We start from the raw sequence: 22,316 nt of genomic DNA, 5'->3' as shown, positions 1-22,316 counted from the left end.
AGAAACCGGTGGAATGGAGCGAAACGCCGCATTCGGACCGATGATCGATTCGTCGCCGCTCCCCATCGTGGCCTACGACACCGCGGGGGTGGTGACGCATTGGAATCCCGCCGCCGAGAAAACGTTCGGCTGGACACCCGCGGAGGCCGTCGGAAAGCGGCTCCCCATCGTCCCCGCGGAATGCCAGGCCGAATTCGAACGCCTGCTGAAACAGACGGCGGCGGGGGAAGCGTATCTTGAGAGGCTGCTCGACCGCCGCCGGGCCGACGGTTCGCCGATCCGGGTCTGTTCCTCCGCCGCCCCGCTCCGGGGCGCGGACGGAACCGTTTACGGCGTCGTCGAGATTCTTCGTGAGATGCCCGGCCGGAAATCGGAGGAGGAAACATCTTCCCGCCTGACGACGGCGATGCGCCAGGCGGGAGACGGCATCGTCGTGACCGACGCCCGGGGCGCCATCCTGTTCGTCAACGCCGCATTCGAGCGGAGGTCCGGATACCGGGAGGCGGAGCTTCTCGGAAAGCATTGGGAGGCCATCGGCCGGAGCGAGACGTGGCGCGGCAGGCTGGACGGCCGAAAGAAGGACGGCACGCCGCTCGAAGAGGAGGCGGTCGTATCCCCCGTACGGGATCCGTCAGGCAGGATCGTATCCTGGATCGGTATCCAGCGCGAGGCGCTACCCGGCCGGAAAGCCGCGGGGCCGCCGGCCCGCGACGAGCGCCCGGATCCGTCCGACGGCCGCCGCCGGATCTTCCGCCCCGGGCCCGTGGACGTGAACGGCGTCCTTGCGGGCATGGACCGGATGCTGCGCCGGCTCGCCGGCGATGCGGTCGAGTTCTCGATCGGGCCGGGACGCGGAGCGGGAAAAGTGATGGCCACCGAGGGCAAGCTGGAGCAGATGCTCGCCGCGCTCGTGGTCCACGCGCGGGGCATCGCCTGCCCGGGCGGCCGGATCGCCCTCGGAACCTCCGGATTGGAGCTGCCCTCATCGGGATCCGCTTCCCATCCTGGCATCCCTCCCGGCGGCTACGTTCTGCTGTCGCTCGAGGCGCAGGGAAACGGCACACCCCCGGGAAGCTGCGCCTTCCCCGACGCCGCGGGCGGGATCGTCAAGGAGTTCGGCGGCCATTTCCGCGCGGCATCCGCGGAGCGCGGCGCAAGCTGGTTTGTCTACCTGTCGAAGGCGGACCCGACGACGGACCGGCGCGACGCAGGCGATCGGAAGGGGCCGGAGGGTCTGGTTCCCGGAAACGAGACGATCCTCCTCGTGGAGGACGAGGACGTCGTCCGGCTTCCCGCGCGGGAAATCCTTCGGACCTGCGGCTACACGGTGATCGAAGCGCGCAACGGCAAGGAGGCGCTGGTCCTTTCGGGCGCGCACCAGGGGAGGATCCACCTGGTGGTGACGGACGTCGTCATGCCGAAGATGGACGGCCTGGAGCTCGCCAACAAATTGCAGTCCGGCCGGCCGGACTCGCGGATCCTGTTCATGTCGGGCTACACCGACAGCGAAATCGGCCGGATCGACAACCCGAATACCGGGATCGCGTTTTTACAGAAGCCGTTCACCGCGGAAGCGCTCACTCTCAAGGTCCGGGAAATCCTCGACGCTCCCTGAATTCCATCCCCGCTCATCCCTTCTCCGCGTGTCCGCCGAATGCGTACCGCATGGCGGACAGGAGCCGGCCGGCGAAGTCCGCCCCTCCCCTTGACGAAAACCGCTGATACAGGGCGGCCGTGAGGACCGGGGCCGGGACGCCCTCGTCGACGGCCGCGTGGACGGTCCATCGCCCCTCTCCCGAGTCGGATACGCGCCCCTCGAACTTCGACAGCTCGGGATCCTTGTGCAGGGAGGCCGCGGTCAGGTCGAGGAGCCAGGAGGATACGACGCTGCCGCGGCGCCAGACCTCCGCGATGTCGGCCAGGGGGAACCGGAAACCGCTCCCCGCCCCGCCGGCGCCCGCCTGCCGGAGGATGTTGAACCCTTCCGCGTACGCCTCCATGAGCCCGTACTCGATGCCGTTGTGCACCATCTTCACGAAGTGCCCCGCGCCTGCCGGGCCGCAGTGCAGGTAGCCGCCCTCGGCTTCGGCCGCCGCCCCTTCCCTGCCGGGCGTTCGCGGGGCCGATTCCATCGGGGGCGCCAGCGCCCGGAAAACGGGATCGAGCCGGCGGACTGCTTCCGCGTCGCCGCCGATCATCAGGCAGTACCCGCGCTCCTTCCCCCACAGCCCGCCGCTGGTCCCGACATCGACGTATCGGATCCCCGCCGCGGAGAGCTCCGCCGCTCGCCGGATGTCGTCCGCGTACCAGGAGTTGCCGCCGTCCACGAGGATGTCCCCCCGTTCGAGCCGCGGGGCCAGCGCCGAGACGGTCCGTTCCACGACGGCCGCCGGGACCATCATCCAGACGATCCGGGGTGGCGCCAGTCCGCGCACGAGGTCGTCGAGCGTGGCCGCCCCGGCCGCCCCTTCCCTTTCCAGCGCCGAGACCGCCTCCGGAGCGAGATCGTGGACGACGCAGCGGTGCCCCGCGCCCATGAGCCTGCGGACCATGTTGGCGCCCATACGGCCGAGCCCGATCATTCCCAGCTCCATCGCTCACCCCCTTACCGTGTTCCTTCCTGCGGCCATACCATTTTAGGGGATTCCGCGCCGGACAGGACGCAAACGGACCGGTACCTTTCGGGAGGAACGACGGTCCGGGGCCCTTCCCTCGAAAGCCCGTATAGGACCGCCGAGAGGACGAACAGCGTCACGGCGACGTACGCCATGTCCTTCTGCAGCGCGAAGGCCGCGACGGAGAACGCGATGCGTATCAGCGGAGTGGCGATCAGCATCAGGAGGCCAAGCTGGATCACGCCCAGGGGATTCAGGGAAGCGGCTTCCCGGACGATCCCGGCCACGCTTCGGAGCTCCGGCGGCTCCCCTCGAAACACCCGGTAATCGGGAATGGCGCCTCCGCACTCGTCGAAGTACATGACGCCCCCCGTCACCACCATCGCCGCCGCGAGCACGATCCCCCACCGCAGGAGTCCCCCGATGATCCGCTGCAGCCGATCGTCGCCCCATCCGCCCATTCGCACCCTCCCTATATCCTGCCGGCCAGGCCGTTGTAGATGAGCTGCGCTCCCATCGCCAGAATGACCAGGCTGAACACGATCCTCAGGACCCGCGTGCGGACCCGTGCCAGGACCTTTGCCCCGATCAGGGAACCGCCGAGGACCCCGAGCATGACCGGCATCGACAGGACCGGATCGATGTAGCCGCGCGCCAGGTAGATGCCGGCGCTGGCGGCCGCCGTCACGCCGATCATGAAGGTGCTGGTGGTGGTGGAGACCTTGAACGGGATCCGCATGACCTGGTCCATCGCGAGCACCTTGACCGCTCCCGAGCCGATCCCGAGGAGGCCGGACAGCGTCCCGGCGACGAGCATCAGCAGGAACCCGCCCGGGACGTTGCGAACGCGGTAGGGTTGCGGGCCTTCGGGCGCAGGGTAGCTCGAGTCCATCTTCAGCCTGGCGGCGACGGGATCCGCCGCCTCGGTGGGCGGATGCTCCGGCCGCGGCCGGTTCGTGAGATATGCCGAGTGGAGGAGGACGGCCCCGAAGAGGACCGCGATCGCGGACGGGGAGATCAGCCCCGCGAGGTACGCCCCGGCCATGGCGCCCACGGTCGTCGCGACCTCGAGGAACATCCCGATCCGGAAATTCGTGTAGCCGTCGCGCACATATGCCGCGGCGGCGCCGGAAGACGTCGCGATGATCGTGATAAGCGACGTGCCGATGGCGTACCGGATATCGACGCCGAGCAGCAGCACCAGGAGAGGGGTGACGACGATGCCGCCCCCCAGCCCCGTCAGCGAGCCCAGGAATCCCGCCGCGACGCCCCCGACGCAGGCGACCAGGGAGAATTCCGCAAGATTCAGATCCATGCCCCGCCTTTCCGCGCGCGATCCGGATTTCCTAACGGTAGGAAACGGATCCCGGGGGGGGAGATTCTCCCGGGAAAGAAATATATCCGTCGTGCGGAGGGGGCGGCTGCGGTCGCCTCAGCGCTTGCGGGCGATGTTGACGGGGATGCCGGTAATGCGGTTCTCCGGGGAGACGATCATCCTGGTTTCTGCGGCGAACCCGGCGGATTCGAGGCGCCTCACGATGTCCGCCCCGTAGCTGCGGAAGGCGAGGACCTTGCCGGTTCCCCGGATCCGGTCGGAATTGTACTCCGGCTCCATCCTGTGCTCGATCGTGCCGTCCGGGCGGAGGACGGCCCGCTCCATCGTGACGGGATTCCGGGTCATGGGGACCGTGAACACGAAATGCCCGCCGGGGCGCAGGATCCGGTGGATCTCGCGGAATCCCTTCATATCGTCCGGGACGTGCTCGAACACCCCGGTGCACGTCACCAGGTCGAAGCGGCCGTCTTCAAGCGTCAGCTTCTGGACGTCCTGGCAGGGAACGCCTCGTTTCGTCTTCCCGGATCCAATGTCGTCGAAATACTCTGAGAAATACGCGGAGGCAGCGCGTCCCGAAGACCGACCCGCCGATCCGCGCGATAGGCCACCCGCAGAGGTTGCAGATTCCCCAGGGGGCCTTCATATCGCCGACCGTAGCCTTACGAATGCCATGTCCCCATGGTACACGCATTGCAAGGAACATAAAGAGGTCGCAAATTGCGACCTCAAAAGGAAGACCATGCCTTTACCTATCGAACGAATCGAGGTCCGTATTCTCACGATCCGGGGCCACCGCGTCCTGCTGGACACCGACCTTGCGGAAATGTTCGGCGTACCGACAAAACGCCTGAACGAAGCGGTAGGGCGAAATATGGCAAGATTTCCAGAGGATTTCATGTTCCGACTGACGTCGGAAGAGAGCGAATCTTTGAGGTCGCAAATTGCGACCTCAAAGGGGCGGGGCGGACGGAGGTACCTCCCCTATGCCTTCACGGAACAAGGTGTGTCGATGCTCTCCTCCGTTCTGAACAGCGAACGCGCTATTCAGGTGAACATCGCCATCATGCGGGCATTCGTGGCGCTCCGCCGAGCTGCGGCTTCCCACGCGGCCCTCTCTCGTCGCCTGGACGAATTGGAACGCAAACATGGCGTTCACGATGAACACCTTAAGATCGTTTTCGCGGCTATCCGTGAACTTATGGAGCCGCCGAAGACACCTCGGCGGCGGATTGGGTTCTGACGAGATCTGGCGCAGGGAAAAACAGGCCCCGGATCCGGTTCAATCACATCCTATGCGATGCCGGTCCACGTCCTTGAAATCACAAACTGTGATATTAAACACGAACTTGAAGTCACAATATGTGACTTCAAGTTGGGGCGGGCGGCGGATCGGATTCCGAGGAAAAAAAGGGCCAGGCTGTTACGCCTGGCCCCTTGAGAAATCTGGTGGAGCTGAACGGGATCGAACCGTCGGCCTCCTGAATGCCATTCAGGCGCTCTCCCAGCTGAGCTACAGCCCCACGATATGCAGCAAAACAAGATACCCGAACTCGTCAAAAAAAGCAACCGTCCGCTTGACAGTCGGCTGCGCGAATCACTCTCCCGCCAGCAGGTACACGGCGGTCTCGGCGAACAGGTTCGGCAGGACTCCTTTCAGCACCCTCCCCTCCGCATCGTTGGAGATATAGATCCTCCGCTCCACCCGCACGCCGTGCGACTCGCAATATTCGTCGAAATCCCGGACGGAGCAGAAATGGATGTTGGGCGTGTCGTACCATTCGTACGGCAGGAACTTCGTCTTCGGCATCCTGCCGCGCAGGAGGAGGTACGCCCGCAGCTTCCAGTAGGCGAAATTGGGAAATCCCGCCACGGCCTTCCGGCCCACCCGCAGCATCTCCCGCAGCACCACCTCGGGCTTCCTCACCGCCTGGAGCGTCTGGTTGAGGATGACGTAGTCGAACGACCGGTCGGGCCACTCCGCGAGCCCAAGGTCGATGTCTCCCTGCATCACCGCGAGCCCCTTCCCGATGCACGCGCGGACCCCCTCGTCGGAAATCTCGATGCCGCTCCCCCGCACGTCCTTCGTCCGGACCAGCTTCTCGAGGAGGGAGCCGTCGCCGCATCCGAGATCGAGCACCTTCGCGCCCATCGGGACCAGGTCGAGGATGATGTCGTGGTCGATGCGGCCGCCGCCGGAAACCATGCGCGTCACCCTGCCGCGCGGCGGACGCCCGGGATCCGCAGCGCGATCCCGGCCAGGTCGTGCAGGATGCGCGCCGTCGCCCCCCAGATCGCATGGCGGCCGTAGTCGAGGAAATACACGAGATAGGGCTGTCCGAGGAAGGTCGTCTCCGCAGAGCGGTACAGGGAGAAGTCGGTGAAGGCCGACAGCGGCGCGTCGAACAGCTCGGCGACCTCGAACTCGTCCCGCAGCGACGGGGAGCCCGCCGGGATCCTGACGACGAAGGGCTGAATGAAGAACCCGGTGACGGTCGGCACCGGCTCCATCGACCCGATCACCTCCACCACCTCGGGGCGGATCCCCAGCTCCTCCTCCGATTCCCGGAGCGCGGTGGCCAGAAGGTCCGGGTCTCCGGCGTCCCGGCTTCCGCCCGGGAAGCAGACCTGCCCCTTGTGATGAGGAACGCGCTCGGTGCGTCGCGTCAGGACGACGCGGATCTCCTTCCCGTCAGCGAACAGCGGGACGAGGACGCCCGCCTGGCGGAGCGCAGCGGGGGGAGGAATCGTCCTGTCCGCGGGCGTCAGCGCCCTTTTCAGCTCCGCGAAGAAGCTGTCCGGCCCCTCGCTCCCCCGGATCACTCGCCCCCCGGATCGACCACGGCGAGAAGCTGCCCTTCCTCCACCCGATCGTTGACTGCAACGCAGATCTCGCGGATGACGCCGGCGACGGACGATTTCACGGCGTTCTCTGTCTTCATGACCTCGATGTTCAGGATCTCCTCGCCCTTCCGGACGCGGTCCCCTTCCTTCAGCTCCCGGCCCTTCGTTCCGATCCGCCAGACCGTGCCGTTGACGGTCGCGCCGATCTCCCCCCGGTTCCCCGGGGTCGCCTTCCGCACCGTCTTCTTCGCCGCCGCCGCCTCGGGCATGTCGACGTGGAAGACGTGCATGATGTTGTCCACGGACAGCACCACGTCCTTGACGCCGCCGATCCCCTCGCCGATCGAGACGAGAGTGATCACGTGGGGCTTGCCCTGGATCGAGATCCGGACCAGGTCTCCCGGCTTGCGCAGCCCGTCGAGCCAGACCTTCGTGGGAAGGACCGTGGTATTCCCGAAGCGTTCGCGGAACCGCAGGAAATTGATCGCGGCCTTCGGGTGCATCAGGTACAGGAGGAACTCTTCCGGCGTCGCCGAGCGGCCCAGCTCGGCCTCCATGACCGCCTGCGCCGCGCCGAGGTCCTCGTCGGGGAGCAGGGAAAGCGGATCGAACGGGATCCTCTCCGCCCTGACCTTCTCCGTCCACCCGTCCCCGAAGACGCTGCGGTAGACCCAGTCGGCGGGCCAGCCGAAAGGCAGGGGGCCGTATTTCCCGAGCAGCAGGTTCTTCAGGTCGTCGGTGGCTCCGGCGTAGAGCCGCAGCATCACGTTCTGGTCGGCGTGCGACAGCTCCTCGAACCGCTCCCCCGCCTCGAAGAAACGGTCGAGGACCCCGAACAGCCGCTTTACGTTGGACTCCCCTCCCTCCTTGTGGAACCGCTGGAGCGTGCCGGCCCAGGTCGTCCACGTGATCTGGGAGCCCGGAGTGACGTCGAAATACTTGATGATGCGGTTCCCGTACGACATCCCCTTCAGGATGTACGGCATGAGGTCGAGGAATCCCCCCTTCTCCGCCTGCTCGAAGGAGGAGGGGAAGGCGCCGCCGGGCATCCGGTGCTGGGTGACGTCGCTTGAGAATCCCTTGAACTGCGACTCGAACCGCTCGTAGTTCCGGATGAAGCCGCGTATGACCTCGGACGCATCGTCCGCGCGCTTCATGTCGAAATGGACCTCGTGCCCGAGCTCGCGCAGGTACCGGACGAGCGGGCGAACCGGCGGGTGGCCGTAGAACCGGGAGAAGGCGTCGTCGGTGACGTCGAACATCTTCGCCCCCGCCTCCGCCGCCGCCGCCATGGCCGGCATCGCCAGCCCGTCGGTGGAATGCCGGTGGTACAGGACGATGAGCTGCGGGTGCTTCTGGAGGATGGCGTCCACCAGCCGCCGGATCCGGGCCGGGCTCCCGACGCCGGCCATGTCCTTGATCACCAGGACGATGTCCCGGGTTCCGCCGCACAGCGTCACGATCTCCTTCATCACCTTGAGGTAGTACGCGTCGGTCGTCTCGGCGGACTCGGTGAAGGAGATCGCCGGCGAGAAGATCTTTCCCGCCCGAAGCACCTCCTCGGCCACAGGCGCCATGTTGGGGACGTAGTTCAGGAAGTCGAAGCATCGCCAGACGTCGACCGTAGGGAGGAAAGACTCCACCGCCAGCCGGACGATGTTCCGGGGGTACATCCGGTACCCCCACAGGTTCGTCCCGCGGACGAGCGTCTGCGTCAGGACGTGCGGCATCCGCTCCGCGAAGAGGCGCGCCTCCTCGAACGGGTCGATCATGTTGTTCATCATGTCCTGGTGCAGGCGGGCCCCGCCGTGGGAATCGATGGCGAAGTATCCGGAGGCGTCGTAGACCGGCAGCAGCCGCTCGAGGTCGTGGAGGGTGAAGCGGTTCTTGAAATCGCTCTGGCCGGTGTCCCGCGGCCCCGTGCCGACGAGCCAGATGGCCTTGCCGTCCCGGATGTTCTTCAGGAGGTTCCGGTACCCCTTCTTCATAGCGCTTGCCGACATGCGTCTTTCGTCCTCCCCCTCACTCGCTGTACGCGTTGCGGCCGAGGCCGGAGATCTCGGCGACGAAACGGGCCACCTTGTAGATCTCCTCCTCCGATTCCACATAGTCGGTCAGCTTCGCGAAGTTTTCCTCGATGAACCCCGTGTGGATCTTCCCGGAAACGAAGTCGGGGTGCTCCATGATCCGCTTCAGCAGCGGGATCGTCGTGCGCACCCCCCACAAGTCGAACTCGCCCAAGGCGCGCCGCATCCGCTCGATCGCCGTGATCCGGTCCTTCCCCACCGAGCACAGCTTCGCCAGGAGGGAGTCGTAGTACGGCGGCACCTCCCAGCCTTGGTAGATCCCCATCTCGCTGCGGACGAACGGGCCGCTGACCTGCCGCAGGAAGGTGATCTTCCCGAAGGAGGGGGTGAAATTGTTCTTCGGGTCCTCCGCGTTCACGCGGCACTGGATCGAGTGCCCGCGCAGCGAAACGTCCTTCTGCCGCATCGTCAGCCGCTCCCCCGCGGCGAGCTTGAACATCTTCCGGATGATGTCGAACCCGCTGATGAACTCGGTGACGGTGTGCTCCACCTGGATCCGCGTGTTCACCTCGAGGGCGTAGAACTTGCCGTCCTCGTCCACGAGGAACTCCATCGTCCCCGCCGTGACGTACCCGATGTCGCGCATCGCCTTGGCGACGATCGTCCCCATCTTCTCGCGGACCTCGGGGGTCAGCAGGGAGCTCGGCGCCTCCTCGACCAGCTTCTGGTGCCGCCGCTGGATGGAGCACTCGCGCTCTCCGAGGTGGATGACGTTGCGGAACTTGTCCGCCAGGAACTGGAACTCGATGTGGCGGCCGTTCTCGATGTACTTCTCCGCGAAGATCGTCCCTTTCCCGAAGGCCTTCTCCGCGACGGAGCGCGCCGATGCGAGGCTCTCTTCGACCTCCTCCGGCCGGTTGACCTTCTGCATCCCCTTCCCGCCGCCGCCTCCGGCCGCCTTGATGAGGATCGGCCACCCCACCCGGTTCCCGAACCGGATCACTTCCTTCGGGTCGTCCACGTCCTCGATGGCCGGCGTCACGGGCACGCCGGAGGCCGCCAGCGCCCTGCGGGCCTGGATCTTGTCGCCCATGATCCGCATGACCTTCGCCGAGGGCCCGATGAAGGTCATCTTCTCCTTCTTGACCGCCTCCGCGAAATCGGGGTTCTCGGCGAGGAAGCCGTATCCCGGGAAGACAGCGTCGCATCCGGTGTCCTTCGCCGCCCGCAGGATCGCGTCGATGTCGAGGTAGCTCATCGAGGCGGGGGAAGGCCCCAGCCGCACCGCCTCGTCGGCGAGTTTCACGTGGAGAGAGAGCGCGTCGCAGTCGGAGTACCCCACGACGACGGGGATCTTCAGCTCGCGCGCCGGCCGGATGGCGCGGCAGGCGATCTCCCCGCGGTTGGCGATGAATATCTTCTTGAAGCAGCCCATAGGGATCTTCCGCCTTATTCGATGTCTTTTCCCGTGAGGATCGTGAGCGCCTCACGGTATTTGAGCGCGGTCTTCTCCACCACGTCCGCGGGCAGACGCGGCCCCGGGGCCGTCTTGTTCCACGGAAGGGTCAGGAGGTAGTCGCGCACGAACTGCTTGTCGAAGCTCTTCTGCGGCCCTCCCGGCCGATACTCGTCGGCGGGCCAAAACCTCGAGGAATCGGGGGTGAGCGCCTCGTCGATCAGGATCAGCCGGCCGTCCGCCATCCCCAGCTCGAACTTCGTGTCGGCGATGATGATACCCTTCGATAGCGCGTACGCGGCGGCCTTCTCGTACAGCCCGACGGCGATGGAGCGGACCTTCTTCGCCGTCTCCTCCCCCACGATCCCGACCATCCGCTCGAAGGAGATGTTCTCGTCGTGCTTCCCCTTCTCCTCCTTGGTGGCCGGCGTGAAGAGCGGTTCCGGGAGCCGGTCCGACTCCTGCAGCCCCTTCGGAAGCTTGATGCCGCACACCTCGCCGCCCTGCCGGTATTCCGCCCACCCTGAGCCGGACAGGTACCCGCGGACGACGCACTCGACGGGGAACGGCTCCGCCTTCCTGCACAGCATGGAGCGGCCGCGCAGCGTCTCCGCGTGCGGGCGCGCGGGGGCCGGGTACTCCTCCACGTCGATGCTGATCATGTGGTTGGGGACGATGTCCTCCAGCATCCGGAACCAGAACGCGGAGAGCTGGGTGAGCACCTTCCCTTTCCCCGGGATCCCGTCCGGGAGCACCACATCGAAGGCGGATAACCGGTCCGAAGCGACCAGGAGGATCTTCCCGTCCACCTCGTAGATGTCCCTGACCTTGCCGCGCCCGACCGATTTCATGCCGGAAAGATTCGTCTCTACCACCGTGGCCTGCGTCACGCCGGAACCTCCGGAGCGATTTGATGGAAACCTAAAATATAACAGAATTTCGAAAGAAAATACCAACGGAATCGGTGGTTCAGAGGGAGAGATCTTCGTTCAGAGGACCCTCCGCGTTCGCCGGCGGTATTGGCAGGCCGATACCGGCGAAAAAGCTCCCCCGCGGCTGGATTCCGTGGGAAAATATTTGATTAAAGGGAGGATCCGATGATCCGCGGAAGGATACCGCTGCCCGGGCTCGTCCCGGCAATCGCAGCCATTTTCCTGCTCTACGCTTCCACCGCCGTCGCCGGGAATCCGGACACCCGGTGGAAAACGATCCAGGGGAAGACGGCCGAGGACGTCATCCACTACGATCCGTATAGCGTGATCCCTTCCGGGCCGGACAGGATCCGCGTACAGGTCGCGGGGTTCGGGCCGGACCGCGTTCCGCGGAAAGCCGTCGAGGAGTACGACTGCGCGAACCGGATCGTGCGCGATGTCGAGGTCGTCGTGGAGAAGCCCGGAAAGCCGGCCGCGCACACGTTCTCGCCCTCGGACTGGCGCGACGTCCCGCGCGACACCCCCCGGGGGGAGCTGCTGAAGACCCTGTGCAGGTAACCGACCGAATCGCTTAAGATCATCTCCCGCCGGTTGAGCCTGAAATTACCGCCCTCAGCTTCGGCATAGTGGCATCGGCGGGAGGATACATCCTGCCTGCGCCCGAGGCGATAGCAGCTTCTCTTGCGTATGCCGCCTTGACGGCGGACATCACCTCGTCGGCGTATTTCCGGACCCTCTCTTCCAGCTCTCCTTTTTCCGAGTCGATGTATTTCTGCCCGAAGATCGTCCGTGTCCGGTTGTCGACGAAGATCACCGCTGCTCTGCTCTCCCCGATGCGCACCTTCACCGCGGAGATCTCCAGCACCGCCCTGCGCCCGGCATCGTCCAGCAGCGGGAAGATTTCCGCGCGGATCAGTGTCGGGATCGCGAAGGCCAGATCCCGCACCTCGCCCTCCAGGAAACGCATTGGTGCGTATCCGGGATACTTCCGTTCCAGCTCTCCCGCGTCCGTCCGAAAATCGCCGGAAAGAGATCCCCCACGGAGGAATCGCACATGCAGCGGGGCATACCTCAGCCCAGCCTGGAACAGCCTGTCGATCCGGTCGATTTGGGCCTTCCGCTCCGCAATCCCTTCCGGAGGCAGCATGTACGGCGTCAGGGGCTCCCTGTGCGCATAGAGTGCCTGGGCGTTCCTCCCCTGGGTCGGGACGTCCATGGACATCGGTGCGGAGAACTCAAGGAACAGATTGTCGTCCGTGTTGAGCGCGCCACCCGCGCCGAACTCCTTCATTCCCTTCGTCCCCATGACGAAATAGGACAGGAAGTCCTCCGTCGATCCCATCTCGACGCTTTTCAGGTCGTCCAAGACGCCCGGGGCGGCGATCCGCCTCGCCAGGTCCGTCTCGTCGATCACGATCGGTTCGTTGCTCCCCACGAGCTCCGCGTCGTTCCGCGTCAGCCAGAGCATCGTGTGGGGGAAAGTATCGGTGAAGGTCCTCACGACGCTTTTCAGGTCCTCGACGCTCAATTCGTAGATCGGAAGCCACTGGCACATGATGCCGCCCGGCCGCAGCCGGCTTGCAGCCAGCCGGAAATACTCCGACGTGTACAGGTACCCTGCGCCGCTGAACCACGGGTGGATCGGGTCCGCGGTGATGACGTCGTACCTTTCCGTCGTGGTCATCAGGTGGTTCCGTCCGTCGTTGAAGACGATCCGGAGCTTCGGGTTGTCGAGCACGGCGTGGTTGTATTTCGAAAACGTCCTGGCGACCCCCAGGACCTTCGGCTCGATCTCCGCGAGGACCAGTTCCTCCGTTTCCGGATGCACTGACGTCGCCCCGAGGGTCATTCCGCTACCTGTGCCCAGGACGAACACCCGCCTCGGATTCTTGTTGAGCAGCATCGGCAGGTGCCCGAGCGTGTACTGGCACTGTACTCCTTCCTTCTGGTCCGAGGCCTCGATCCGGCCGTTCGTGATGAACGCCTGCGAGCCCCCCTTTACCCGGATCGAGCTCACCGTCGCATTCACGCCTTCCGCGTAATAGAGAACGTCGGTGTTTTCCATCGCGTCCTTCATGTTGAACTCGGTGTCGAAGGCCTCCCGCGTATTGTTCCGGTATATGGCGAAATACTTCGTGTCCCACATCCTTCCCATGTCCGGACGGAGCGCCGCAACGGCCAGGACCACGGCCATGGCCGCGGCGGCACCCCATGCGGCAGCAGGGCGGCGCGACGCGGCGGATGCGACCAGGATCCCCGTCCCGATGTTGACCAGGGTAAGCAACTGCAGGGACCGCTCGATGCCGAACACATGGATCAAGAGGAATCCGCTGGCGGCGGCTCCAAGGATCGCGCCGACGGTGTTGTAGGCGGAGACCTCACCGATCGCCTCCGCTGCCGACCTCCCGGAATCCGCCCGGACTTTGCCCGCCAGAGGGAATGCAACCCCCATGAAGAATGCAGGGACGAACATGTGGGAGAACGCCACCGCGAAATTCGCGCCCTGGCGGACCTGGAACTCGCTGATCCCGGTGCCCAGCAGGAAGTTCTGGATGCGGATCGCGTGGGAAGGAAGGTCGCGGATGAAGTACGTGACCACGAGCGCCGCGAGCCCGATCAGGACCTGGACGGCTCCGAAGAGCGTCATGGCCCTCCCCGGCGTCCCGCATGCCCCCGGCATACCCCGGGCCAGCAGGCCGAACGCTTTGGCGCCGAGAGCGATGCCCGTGAGAAAGGACACCAGCATGACGGTGAAGCTGTAGACGCTGGCTCCTACGACCATCGACAGGACGCGGGTCCAGAGGACTTCGTAGCCGAGCGCGCAGAAACCGCTGATCCCGATCCCCCAGAGGATCAGCCGGGCGGATAACCGCGGGAAGCCGTCGCCGGCATCCGCTGGCAGGCCCCCTTTTTCCCCGGTGGCAGAAGAGGGCCTGCGATCCGGCGAACGCCGGGAAAGCACGACGGACGCCAGCCCGATGGCCGCGTTCGTGAGGACCGCGATCGCCGAGGTGCCGGTCACCCCGAAGGCCGGGAGGAGGACGAAACCGGCGAGCAGGGTCCCCGCCACGGCTCCCAGCGTGTTGAACCCATAAAGGAAGGAGACGTGCTCCCTGCCGCTCCCGGCCCTCTCCGATGCGAACCTCGTCAGCACGGGCAGGGTGCCCCCCATCAACGTTGTGGGGACGATCATCGCGACCACGGCGAATAGCACACGGAAAATCGACAGTGCCGCCGTGTTCTCCCCCGCGATGCGGGCGAGGGGAACGTACAGATGCGGGTACGCCGCGGCAAAGAGAAGGAAGACGATGGCGAAGACGGCGATGCCGATCTCCAGCAGTCCGTAAACGCGCAGCGCGCTGCGTACCGTTTCCACGCGTTTGCCGAAGACGTAGCTGCCGAGGGCCAGCCCCGCCATGAACACGGAAAGGACAGCCGTGACGGCGTAATGGGACCCGCCGAAAACGAGCTGCAGAGAGCGCACCCACACCACCTGGTAAGCCAGGGCTGCGGCGCCGGACAGGAAGAACAGGAGATACAGGAAAGGGATCAAGCGAAGAAAGCCGCCCGGGTCATTCCGTGATCAGGAACCCGTCGATCCGGTTGTTCCCCCTGTCCGCGATGAACGCGGCCCCGTTTTCCGTGACGCACATCTGAGCCGGGTATCGGAGGAATCCCTCCTTCCACCCCATGCTCAGCCGCCGCCCGCGGAAGGACCCGTCCGGCCCCAGGATGACGACCCCTGAACCGTTCTGGTCGACCAGGTAGATCCTCCCGCCCTTGTCCGTCGCGATGGATGCGGGAAAATACGCCTCCTCGTGCAGGCTTTCCGTCAATGGAGTCGCCTCGGCGGCCCCTTTCGCGACCCTGTACACGCGCTTTCCCACACTGTCCGCAAGGTAGATGTTCCCGGCGTCGTCGAGCGCAAGATCCGACATGAATCGGTGGTCCCTCGGAAAAGGGATCTCCCGGATCGGTTTTCCGACCGGGTCCAGCACGAGGACCCGGGCGGAGGAGACTTCCAGAAGGTACAGATTGTCGTCCTTGTCCACCCGCAGGGACCTCGGGACAACCGCCCCCTTCACATCTCCCGCGGGAGCGACGTACCCGACGAATTCCCCGGCAGGGGATATGCGCACGATCCTGCGCGTGCTGCCGTCGAGGGCGAGGATCTCGCCCCTGGAATTCATCTCCACCCGGATCGGGGACGGCAGCTGCGGGACCGCGATGACGCCGCCGGGGGTCCACGTCTCGCCCGCCAGCGTGTACCGCAGAAGGCGCCCGTTGCCGGTGTCCGCAATCACGAGGGAATTACCGCGGCACGCCGTCCCCTCCGGCTGCCGGATCGCGCCCCCTTTTCCGTCCACGTAGATCGGGGCCGTCTGCCGGAACTTGACGGTCTCCGCCGCGTGAAGGCCGGTCGCGGCGGCGATGAGCGACGTGGCGAAAAGCAGCTTTCCTATGTCGATGCGCATTGGCTCACCTCTTGAATTGTTCGTGGCACTGCACGCAAAGCTCCATCTTGACGTCGTACCAGGCGAAACGCTTCTGGTCCGACCCGTGAGGCGCGTGGCAACTGATGCAGTCCATCGTGAGGTTCCGGTTCCGCTGGTCGACCGCCTTCTCCCCGATCGGATGCGAGGAGTGCTTCTGCCAGTCGTGGCAGGTCCCGCACAGGTTGATCTGACTCGTGTTGTCGAGCAGGAAAACCAGGTTCGACGAATGCGGACGATGGCAAACGGTGCATTTCCCATCCGCGGCGGGCTTGTGCTTGTTCGCGGATCTCGCCAGTTGCGTCATCGTGTCCTGGTGGCATTCGGCGCACAACTTCTTTTCCGGTTCTTTCAGGAGCGCCTTCTCCGGGGACGCGTGCGGACGATGGCAGTTCCGGCACGCCTCCTTGTCCACCAGGGGCCAGTGGATCCGCTTCTTTCCCTGGATCTCGTTCATCGTGTCGTTGTGGCATCCGCGGCAAAGGTCCAGTCCCGCCTTGCGGGTCTTGAGCGCATCCGGGGAAGAGGCGTCCGGGTGACACTGGCCGCACATCTTGTTCGCGACGGGCTGATGCGGCTTCCCCCAGAGGATCCCGCGGCTGTCGGATCCGTGGGGATCGTGGCAGGAGGAGCAGTCCGACTTCGCCACGGGATACCCGGCGTGCGCCTTGCCGAACGCGGGAACGTCGGGCTTGTGGCACGCCACGCAGATACCCGGCACGGCGGTCTTTAGAAGCGCGGGAGTGGATGCGGAGGCGTGCGGCGAGTGACAGCTCAGGCACCCTTTATCGACGGGATTATGCTTGAACTTCGCTCCCGCGACCCGCTTTGCGATGTCCTGGTGACAGCCGAAGCAGAGCTGGTTGCCTGCCGCCAGGAGGTTATTCCTGTTTTTCGATGCATGCGGGTCGTGGCATTTCGCGCAGTCGCCTTCCACGGCCACCTTGTGCGCGCTGCGCGCGTTTGCCGGAACGATTCCGTCGTGACACGAGAAGCAGATCCGGTTCGGGTTCCCCGCGAGCAGTTTCCCGTGGTCCGAAGTGTGGGGATTGTGGCAGTCGGAGCAGTCACCCGCCTTCACGGGAGTGTGGACAAAGGGCTGCTTCATCTTTTCCTTGAAGGCGTCATGGCATTCCAGGCAAACCTTCCCCTTGGCCCCGGGCTTCAGCCGGAACTTGTCCTGGGCGTGGGCCGACGATATCGCCGCCATGGAAACGATCGCGACAAGCACCAGCGAGGTCTTGGTTCGAAGCGTCATGGTTTTTCCCCTGTCATCGCTTCGCCGGGAGGTGGCAGTCCTCGCAGGACCGCCCGGCGAACGGAGCGTGCACTTTTTCCTTGAAGAACTTCGGGTCCTTCGACGCATGAGGCGTATGGCAGCCCGTGCAGTTCATCGCCGCCGGATCGATGTCGAGGTGAGCCTTTCCGAACGCGGCGTCCTTCACGTTGTGGCACTCGGAGCAGAGCGCGAGCGCAGGTTTCGACAGCAGGTTCCCCTGCGCCGTGAAATGGGGCCCGTGGCACCGCAGGCAGTCGCGCCCGACGGGGGAATGGGTCTTCTCCTTCTGCATCTTCTCCTTCAGGCCCTTGTGGCAGGATAGGCACAGGTCCGGCCCCTGGACCAGCAGAAGACCTTTTAGCTTGGCCTGATGGGGGTTGTGGCACTTCGTGCACTCCCCCGTCGAAACCGGTTCATGGCGGCTCTTGCCGCCCTTCAGGCCTTCCTTCAGCTCGGAATGGCACTCGGAGCAGACCTTGTCCTGCTTCGCGACGAGCATCCCCCCGAAATCGGAGGCGTGGGAATCGTGGCACGACCGGCATTCCCCGCCTTTGAACGGGTCGTGCACGATCGATCCGGGGGTCTCCTTCATGAGGTCCTTGTGGCATTCGGCGCAAAGGGCCGCTCCGGACTTCTTGAGGATCTTTCCGCCGTCCGCGCCGTGGGCGTCGTGGCATGCGCTGCAGTTCCCCGAAAGGACCGGCTGGTGGATGCTCTTCTTCACGAATCCGGACGCCGCGTCGGCGTGGCAGGTGTAGCACACCTTGTCCTCGCGGTCCTTGAGAATCCCCGGGAGGTCGGATCCGTGGGGGTTGTGGCAGGAGGAGCAGTCCCCCTCCGAGAAGGGCGGATGCTGCCTCTTCGCCTTGAGGGACCCCTTGACCTTGGCGTGGCAGGTGTAGCAGAGATCCGCATCCTTCGCGGCGAGGAGTCCTTTAACGGCCGCGGCATGCGGCTTGTGGCAGGAAAGGCACCCCTTCCCCTTGGTAAGCGCCGCGTGCTCCTTCGCCACCATCTTCCCCTGCTCCGAATGACACTCGAGGCAGAGGGCGTTGCCGCCCCTGGAAAGCAGGTCGGTGTTCGTCGATGCGTGCGGATCGTGGCAGGAGAGGCACTCCCCGCCCTTGAAGGGGGCGTGCAGGACCGTGCCCCCGCCTTTCAGTCCGGCCTCGTCGTGGCACTGCAGGCAGAGCTTCCCGCCCTTCTCCGTCGTCGAGAAAGGGGTCTTGGAATCGGGGGCCGGGTGGCAGGAGTCGCAGCCCTTTTCCGCGACCGGCGCATGAGCGCTGGTCATTAACAGCTTCTCTTTGGAGGAGGAATGCGGGTCGTGACACCCCGTGCAGGTTTTCGATTCGACCGGATAGTTCCCGTGCGCCTTCTTGAAGGACCCTTTGCCCGGATCGTGGCAGGAGAGGCACAGAGGCGTTTTCGCCTTGACGAGAAGATCGGCCTGCGAGGAGCTGTGGGGGGCGTGGCATACGCGGCAGCCGTCCTTCTGCAGGACCGCGTGGACCACCTTCTTCTGATAGGTCTCCTTCTTGTGACACTGGTAGCAGGCCTCCGGGCCTTCCGCCTTCAGCAGGTGGCTACCCTGGGAGCCGTGCGGGTTGTGACAGGAGGCACACTTTCCCGTTTTCAGAACCGTGTGCACCTTCGGCTGGTTCAGCCCCAACTTCTCCTTCGAGTGGCACGAGTAGCACAATTCGTTGCCGTCCTTCTTCAGGAGGAGTTTCGGGACGATCCCGTGCCGAAGGTGGCAATCCTCGCACTTCCCTTCCTTCATCCCGGGGTGCAGCGCCTTCATGGGGAGATATTTCTCGGAGAACTTCTTGTGGCAGTCGAGGCACCCTTTCCTCTCGAACTTCCTCGGCTGCGCGAAGGAGGAGCCGCGGGCGGCGAACCAGATCGCCCCCGCGAGCGCGAGGATGATGCCAAGAAGCAGAAGGGTCCGTTTGCGTAAGATGGTCGTCATGCGGTCTCCCGAATCGATCATGGGGATTTCACCTGGCGCCGGGATTGACGATCCGGTCCAGTTTTTTCCCGGTGGCGAAGATCTTCACTTCCGAGGCCTTGCGAAGCTTCCCTTCCCAGTCCCGCAGCACCCGCTGGGTCTTTTCGTTGTATACCTTCTTCTCTATCCCGCTCTTCACCGATTCGAGCGGTATCGGCCGGGACGGAACCCGTTCGCGGAGGACAAGCACATAGTGGGCGGCGGCAGGGTCGGTGTACAACCGGTACTCCCCGGGCTGCGCTCCGAGGACAGCCTCCTTCACTCCGGCGGGAAGGCCCGAAAGCTCCAGCATCTGTCCTTTGAGGTCGAGGAGGTTTTTCACCTTGGCCGGGTCGGCCTGCCCGTCGGCGTTGGCTCGCAGCCATTGCAGGTCTGCGCCGGAGCGCAGCTTTCCGATCGCGTTCTCGGCGTGTGTCCGGTCGGTGAAGGCCAGGCTGTCGATCCGCGCCATTTCCGGATACGCGTAATCGGCCGCGTGCTCCATGTAATAGGATTTCAGCTCCTCCTCGGTCACCTTGACGTCGGAAGCGATCACCTTCTGCACGAATGCCCCGAACAGGAGCCCGTTCCTGTTTTCCTCGGCCTTGACCCGAAAAAATTCCGTGCGCTCGAGTTTCTGGATTTTCGCCTCCTTGAGCGCGACCTGCCTGTCCAGAATATCCTCGAGCACCTGCTCCTTCCTTCGGTTAATCTTCTTTCTTTCGGCAGCCCGTTCCGCGCCGTGGAAAAACTTCTTCTCGATGGCAGCCGTCAGGGCCGCCACGGTCAGCGGCTTTTCTCCCTTCACCGTCGCCACGACGCGCTGGTCCGCGCGAAACTTGTCGAACGACGCCCCTTCCGCCTCATAGTCGACCTGGTCCAACACCTTCCGGTCGATCCGGGCATATTTTTTCCTAAGCCCCTTCGCGTACGCTTCCAGGGCGGCCGTCTTTTTCGCCTGCAGCGCGGCATTTTCTGCCTGCTTCCTGGCCGCGTTGTCCTTCGGGTACCGGACACCCTCCAGCTTCAGCAGCGAGTACTGGTTCCCGATCCGGATCGGGGGGCTCACTTCCCCGTTCTTCATGCGGGCGACGACCTTGGCGACATCCGGGGTCAGGGAACTGAATTTCAGGTACTCCCCCTTGGCGCTCCCCTTCGCTTCCCCCGCTGCGATCCTTTTCGCTGCCAGCAATTCGAATTTCCCGCCGGCCTTTACCTCTTCCGCCAGGCGCTTCGCCTCCGCTTCTCCCGCGAAGAGCAGGGAGGACACCTTCACCTCTTTCACCGCCTCCCTGTACCGCTTCTCCACTTCCTTCGGATCGGCCGTCCGGATGTTGCGCACCTGGAACCCGTACAACATCCCCCGAAGGGTCTGTTCCGCGAACGATTTCTCGGCGGCCTTTATTTCCGGAAGCTCGTCGAGCCCGATGTTGTGCGCCTCCTGGAGAACCAGCTTGGCGTTGATGAGCCGCTCCAGCAGCTCGGAAGGATGCGGTATCGCCCTTTTTTGGGTATTGTCCGCCATGTCGCCGTGGAGTCCCTGGAGGACGCGGTCGAACTCTTCCAGGAAAAGCGGCTCGCCGTTGATGCTGGCGAGCGCAGGTTTTCCGCCGACGAGAGGCAGGTCCGACATCGCCGGAGACGCTTTTCCCCAAGAGGGATGAACGATGGACAGGAAAAGAAGCGCAAATGGAGCGGCGAACCGGTGAATTCGTTTCATTCCATACCTTTCTTGCTTCGTATCCGGGAAATATCCGCAGGATACTACGTAGTGGGAATTGTTATTATTTATCATAATTTAACCTGTCCGCCGCATCCCGTCAAGCGCATTATTCCGGGAGACCGAACGCCCTGGTCATCTTCCCGACCGCGGAACGGGTCATCTCCGTCGCCATGGCGTGAGCGGTGTTCATTTTCCCAAGGTTGAAGAAATACACTCGGTCGTCCCCCTCGTTGTAGCTGGAAGAGGACCATACGACCTGGCGTGTTTTCATGTCGAACACGCGCGCGGAAAACTCCACCCTGGGGTTCCCCGACCCGCCCGTGTAGTCCTGGTACTCCGTCACGATGCCGGTAAGCACCAGGTCCACGTTCATGGCGGCGTGAAGGACGTCCGCCTGGGGAAGGGAAAGCCCCCCCTCCATGATGGTCCTGGACTGCAGCAGCACCTGGCGGACTTCCCCCGGCTCGATCACCCCGAACGTCTTCCTGCCCGACAACGCCCGGATGAAATGGCTCGCCATGATCTCCCCGGCGTTCCTGCGGGTGCTTTCGTTCCGGAACGGGAGGACGGCGATCGAAAAGGACTCCCTTCCCCCGGGCGCCTCGGGAGCGACGCCGTGGGAGCTCTTCGGGAGGAACCTCCTCTCCGGCGACCGCGCGAACGGCCCGCCTTTCCCGTCAAGGTATCTCATCAAGGAATCCACGACATGCCCCTTCGCCCTCCCCCATAGGACGGCGGGATCGCTCACGAGCCCGAGGAGCAGCAACCCCGGGTCGTCGTTGCCGGACAGCCCCGCGCCGTCCGCCCACAGGATCTCGGAGCTCCGGTGGGTGGAAACGAGCCGCGCGGACAGGGCGGCCGTCGGGGGCGGCGCCTCGTCCATGAGCTCGAGCATCGGGAACAGCACCGCCCCCGCCCCCGTTTCTTCCCGCAGGGCGGATCCCAGTTCCCGGCTCATGCCTCCGGTATGCCGGACCCGGTGCTTCTCGAGGAATTTCTCCAGCAGCTCCTCGCCCAGGATGTTCAACCCTTTCCGCTCCAGGTCCTGAAGAATCGATCTTTTCACGGCCAGGATCGAAACCGGCATCCCGGTGAGATTCTCCACCGGCATCACGGCGATCAGCGATTTCAGCCCCGCGGTCAGCTCGATCCGGTATCCGGCCGACCAGCCGGTGTCGACGGTGTTGCCGATCGCATCCCTCACGACCACCTTGATCCGGTATATCCCCGGATCCCTCGGGGACCAGTCCCAGGAAGGCGATAGTCCCTTCTGCTCCGCCCGTTCGCCGCTGTCGTCGGAAATCCAGAAGGAATATTCGCGGTCCCCTATCCCCCCCGCCGCATCCACCTTCCATCGGATCGTGGACATCGCCGCCGCCTGCGGGGGGAACCTGTCGGGGGATGCGGACCGGATCTCCAGTTTCGGCGCCACGCGGTATTCCGCGGACCACCCGGTGTCCACGGCGTTGCCTATCCCGTCCCGGGCCACCGCCTTTACCTTGTAGGATCCGGGTTCCTCCGGCGACCAGTCCCAGGCGAGCGCCGGGCCGGCCTGGACCTGACGCTCCTCTTTCCCGTCGTGGATCCGAAACTCGATCGAGCGGCCCCCCACGCCGCCGGCGGC

At 64.7% G+C, this 22,316-nt stretch carries 18 protein-coding genes and 1 tRNA gene; 3 read left to right on the top strand and 16 right to left on the bottom strand.

Annotated features, from left to right (window positions below; all coding sequences use genetic code 11):
• The first annotated feature begins 13 nt into the window (after window positions 1-13).
• On the top strand, window positions 14-1,615 hold the full coding sequence (locus AB1346_02705) for a PAS domain S-box protein (protein MEW6719341.1): 1,602 nt from the start codon (window positions 14-16) through the stop codon (window positions 1,613-1,615).
• 13 nt (window positions 1,616-1,628) lie between these two features.
• On the opposite strand, the gene gnd is transcribed toward AB1346_02705, so the two are convergent.
• The 4 genes from gnd to AB1346_02685 all read right to left on the bottom strand — a co-directional run bounded on the left by gnd (window position 1,629) and on the right by AB1346_02685 (window position 4,401).
• Complete coding sequence (gene gnd, locus AB1346_02700) at window positions 1,629-2,594, bottom strand: phosphogluconate dehydrogenase (NAD(+)-dependent, decarboxylating) (protein MEW6719340.1); 966 nt, start codon at window positions 2,592-2,594, stop codon at window positions 1,629-1,631.
• 11 nt (window positions 2,595-2,605) lie between these two features.
• Entirely contained in the window at window positions 2,606-3,076 is a 471-nt protein-coding gene (locus AB1346_02695; protein MEW6719339.1) for a DUF1634 domain-containing protein, read from the bottom strand.
• An 11-nt stretch (window positions 3,077-3,087) separates the two neighbouring features.
• Window positions 3,088-3,924: a sulfite exporter TauE/SafE family protein gene (locus AB1346_02690; GenBank protein ID MEW6719338.1), complete on the bottom strand. Its 837-nt coding sequence runs from the start codon at window positions 3,922-3,924 to the stop codon at window positions 3,088-3,090.
• Window positions 3,925-4,047: 123 nt separating this feature from the next.
• Window positions 4,048-4,401: a methyltransferase domain-containing protein gene (locus tag AB1346_02685; protein MEW6719337.1), complete on the bottom strand. Its 354-nt coding sequence runs from the start codon at window positions 4,399-4,401 to the stop codon at window positions 4,048-4,050.
• A 289-nt stretch (window positions 4,402-4,690) separates the two neighbouring features.
• On the opposite strand from AB1346_02685, the gene AB1346_02680 reads away from it, so the two are divergent.
• Window positions 4,691-5,191, top strand: coding sequence for an ORF6N domain-containing protein (locus AB1346_02680; protein MEW6719336.1), 501 nt, complete (start codon window positions 4,691-4,693; stop codon window positions 5,189-5,191).
• 204 nt (window positions 5,192-5,395) lie between these two features.
• On the opposite strand, the gene AB1346_02675 is transcribed toward AB1346_02680, so the two are convergent.
• The 6 genes from AB1346_02675 to AB1346_02650 all read right to left on the bottom strand — a co-directional run bounded on the left by AB1346_02675 (window position 5,396) and on the right by AB1346_02650 (window position 11,150).
• Window positions 5,396-5,471 (bottom strand) — tRNA-Ala (locus AB1346_02675).
• Between the two features lie 74 nt (window positions 5,472-5,545).
• Entirely contained in the window at window positions 5,546-6,154 is a 609-nt protein-coding gene (gene metW / locus AB1346_02670) for a methionine biosynthesis protein MetW (protein ID MEW6719335.1), read from the bottom strand.
• Between the two features lie 5 nt (window positions 6,155-6,159).
• A complete protein-coding gene (locus tag AB1346_02665; GenBank protein MEW6719334.1) occupies window positions 6,160-6,771 on the bottom strand; it encodes a CoA pyrophosphatase in 612 nt (203 codons plus the stop codon).
• Window positions 6,768-8,795 carry a biotin/lipoyl-containing protein gene (locus AB1346_02660; GenBank protein ID MEW6719333.1) on the bottom strand — a complete coding sequence of 676 codons (2,028 nt, stop codon included), beginning with the start codon at window positions 8,793-8,795 and terminating at the stop codon, window positions 6,768-6,770. Before AB1346_02660 ends, AB1346_02665 begins: the two co-directional genes overlap by 4 nt.
• Before the next feature lie 19 nt (window positions 8,796-8,814).
• Window positions 8,815-10,254: a biotin carboxylase N-terminal domain-containing protein gene (locus AB1346_02655; protein ID MEW6719332.1), complete on the bottom strand. Its 1,440-nt coding sequence runs from the start codon at window positions 10,252-10,254 to the stop codon at window positions 8,815-8,817.
• A gap of 14 nt (window positions 10,255-10,268) precedes the next feature.
• Window positions 10,269-11,150: a phosphoribosylaminoimidazolesuccinocarboxamide synthase gene (locus AB1346_02650; protein ID MEW6719331.1), complete on the bottom strand. Its 882-nt coding sequence runs from the start codon at window positions 11,148-11,150 to the stop codon at window positions 10,269-10,271.
• A gap of 222 nt (window positions 11,151-11,372) precedes the next feature.
• On the opposite strand from AB1346_02650, the gene AB1346_02645 reads away from it, so the two are divergent.
• Entirely contained in the window at window positions 11,373-11,765 is a 393-nt protein-coding gene (locus tag AB1346_02645) for a hypothetical protein (GenBank protein ID MEW6719330.1), read from the top strand.
• Window positions 11,766-11,784: 19 nt separating this feature from the next.
• Here the strand turns inward: AB1346_02645 and AB1346_02640 are convergent, their stop codons facing one another.
• The 6 genes from AB1346_02640 to AB1346_02615 all read right to left on the bottom strand — a co-directional run.
• A complete protein-coding gene (locus AB1346_02640; GenBank protein MEW6719329.1) occupies window positions 11,785-14,760 on the bottom strand; it encodes a fused MFS/spermidine synthase in 2,976 nt (991 codons plus the stop codon).
• 19 nt (window positions 14,761-14,779) lie between these two features.
• Window positions 14,780-15,682, bottom strand: a complete 903-nt coding sequence (locus AB1346_02635; protein MEW6719328.1) for an NHL repeat-containing protein — start codon at window positions 15,680-15,682, stop codon at window positions 14,780-14,782.
• Window positions 15,683-15,686: 4 nt separating this feature from the next.
• Window positions 15,687-16,958 (bottom strand): cytochrome c3 family protein, encoded by a 1,272-nt coding sequence (locus AB1346_02630; GenBank protein ID MEW6719327.1) that lies wholly within the window; start codon window positions 16,956-16,958, stop codon window positions 15,687-15,689.
• 13 nt (window positions 16,959-16,971) lie between these two features.
• Entirely contained in the window at window positions 16,972-18,951 is a 1,980-nt protein-coding gene (locus AB1346_02625; GenBank protein ID MEW6719326.1) for a cytochrome c3 family protein, read from the bottom strand.
• Window positions 18,952-18,979: 28 nt separating this feature from the next.
• A complete protein-coding gene (locus AB1346_02620; GenBank protein MEW6719325.1) occupies window positions 18,980-20,602 on the bottom strand; it encodes a peptidyl-prolyl cis-trans isomerase in 1,623 nt (540 codons plus the stop codon).
• Between the two features lie 196 nt (window positions 20,603-20,798).
• The coding region (locus AB1346_02615) for a hypothetical protein (protein MEW6719324.1) at window positions 20,799-22,316 on the bottom strand (1,518 nt) is incomplete at its 5' end.

The organism is Thermodesulfobacteriota bacterium, assembly GCA_040758155.1.
In the GTDB taxonomy this organism is placed as follows: Bacteria; Desulfobacterota; Deferrimicrobia; order Deferrimicrobiales; family Deferrimicrobiaceae; genus UBA2219.
The sequence above is the reverse complement of the archived record's forward strand: the minus strand, read 5'-3'. Positions and strand labels throughout refer to the sequence as shown.

Coding starts and splice junctions, on each gene's coding strand:
- AB1346_02680 (MEW6719336.1), top strand. CDS start 4,691: ATGCCTTTACCTATCGAACGAATCGAGGTCCGTATTCTCACGATCCGG.
- AB1346_02630 (MEW6719327.1), bottom strand. CDS start 16,958: ATGACGCTTCGAACCAAGACCTCGCTGGTGCTTGTCGCGATCGTTTCC.
- AB1346_02705 (MEW6719341.1), top strand. CDS start 14: ATGGAGCGAAACGCCGCATTCGGACCGATGATCGATTCGTCGCCGCTC.
- AB1346_02620 (MEW6719325.1), bottom strand. CDS start 20,602: ATGTCGGACCTGCCTCTCGTCGGCGGAAAACCTGCGCTCGCCAGCATC.
- AB1346_02635 (MEW6719328.1), bottom strand. CDS start 15,682: ATGCGCATCGACATAGGAAAGCTGCTTTTCGCCACGTCGCTCATCGCC.
- AB1346_02695 (MEW6719339.1), bottom strand. CDS start 3,076: ATGGGCGGATGGGGCGACGATCGGCTGCAGCGGATCATCGGGGGACTC.
- gnd (MEW6719340.1), bottom strand. CDS start 2,594: ATGGAGCTGGGAATGATCGGGCTCGGCCGTATGGGCGCCAACATGGTC.
- AB1346_02655 (MEW6719332.1), bottom strand. CDS start 10,254: ATGGGCTGCTTCAAGAAGATATTCATCGCCAACCGCGGGGAGATCGCC.
- AB1346_02645 (MEW6719330.1), top strand. CDS start 11,373: ATGATCCGCGGAAGGATACCGCTGCCCGGGCTCGTCCCGGCAATCGCA.
- AB1346_02660 (MEW6719333.1), bottom strand. CDS start 8,795: ATGTCGGCAAGCGCTATGAAGAAGGGGTACCGGAACCTCCTGAAGAAC.
- metW (MEW6719335.1), bottom strand. CDS start 6,154: ATGGTTTCCGGCGGCGGCCGCATCGACCACGACATCATCCTCGACCTG.
- AB1346_02625 (MEW6719326.1), bottom strand. CDS start 18,951: ATGACGACCATCTTACGCAAACGGACCCTTCTGCTTCTTGGCATCATC.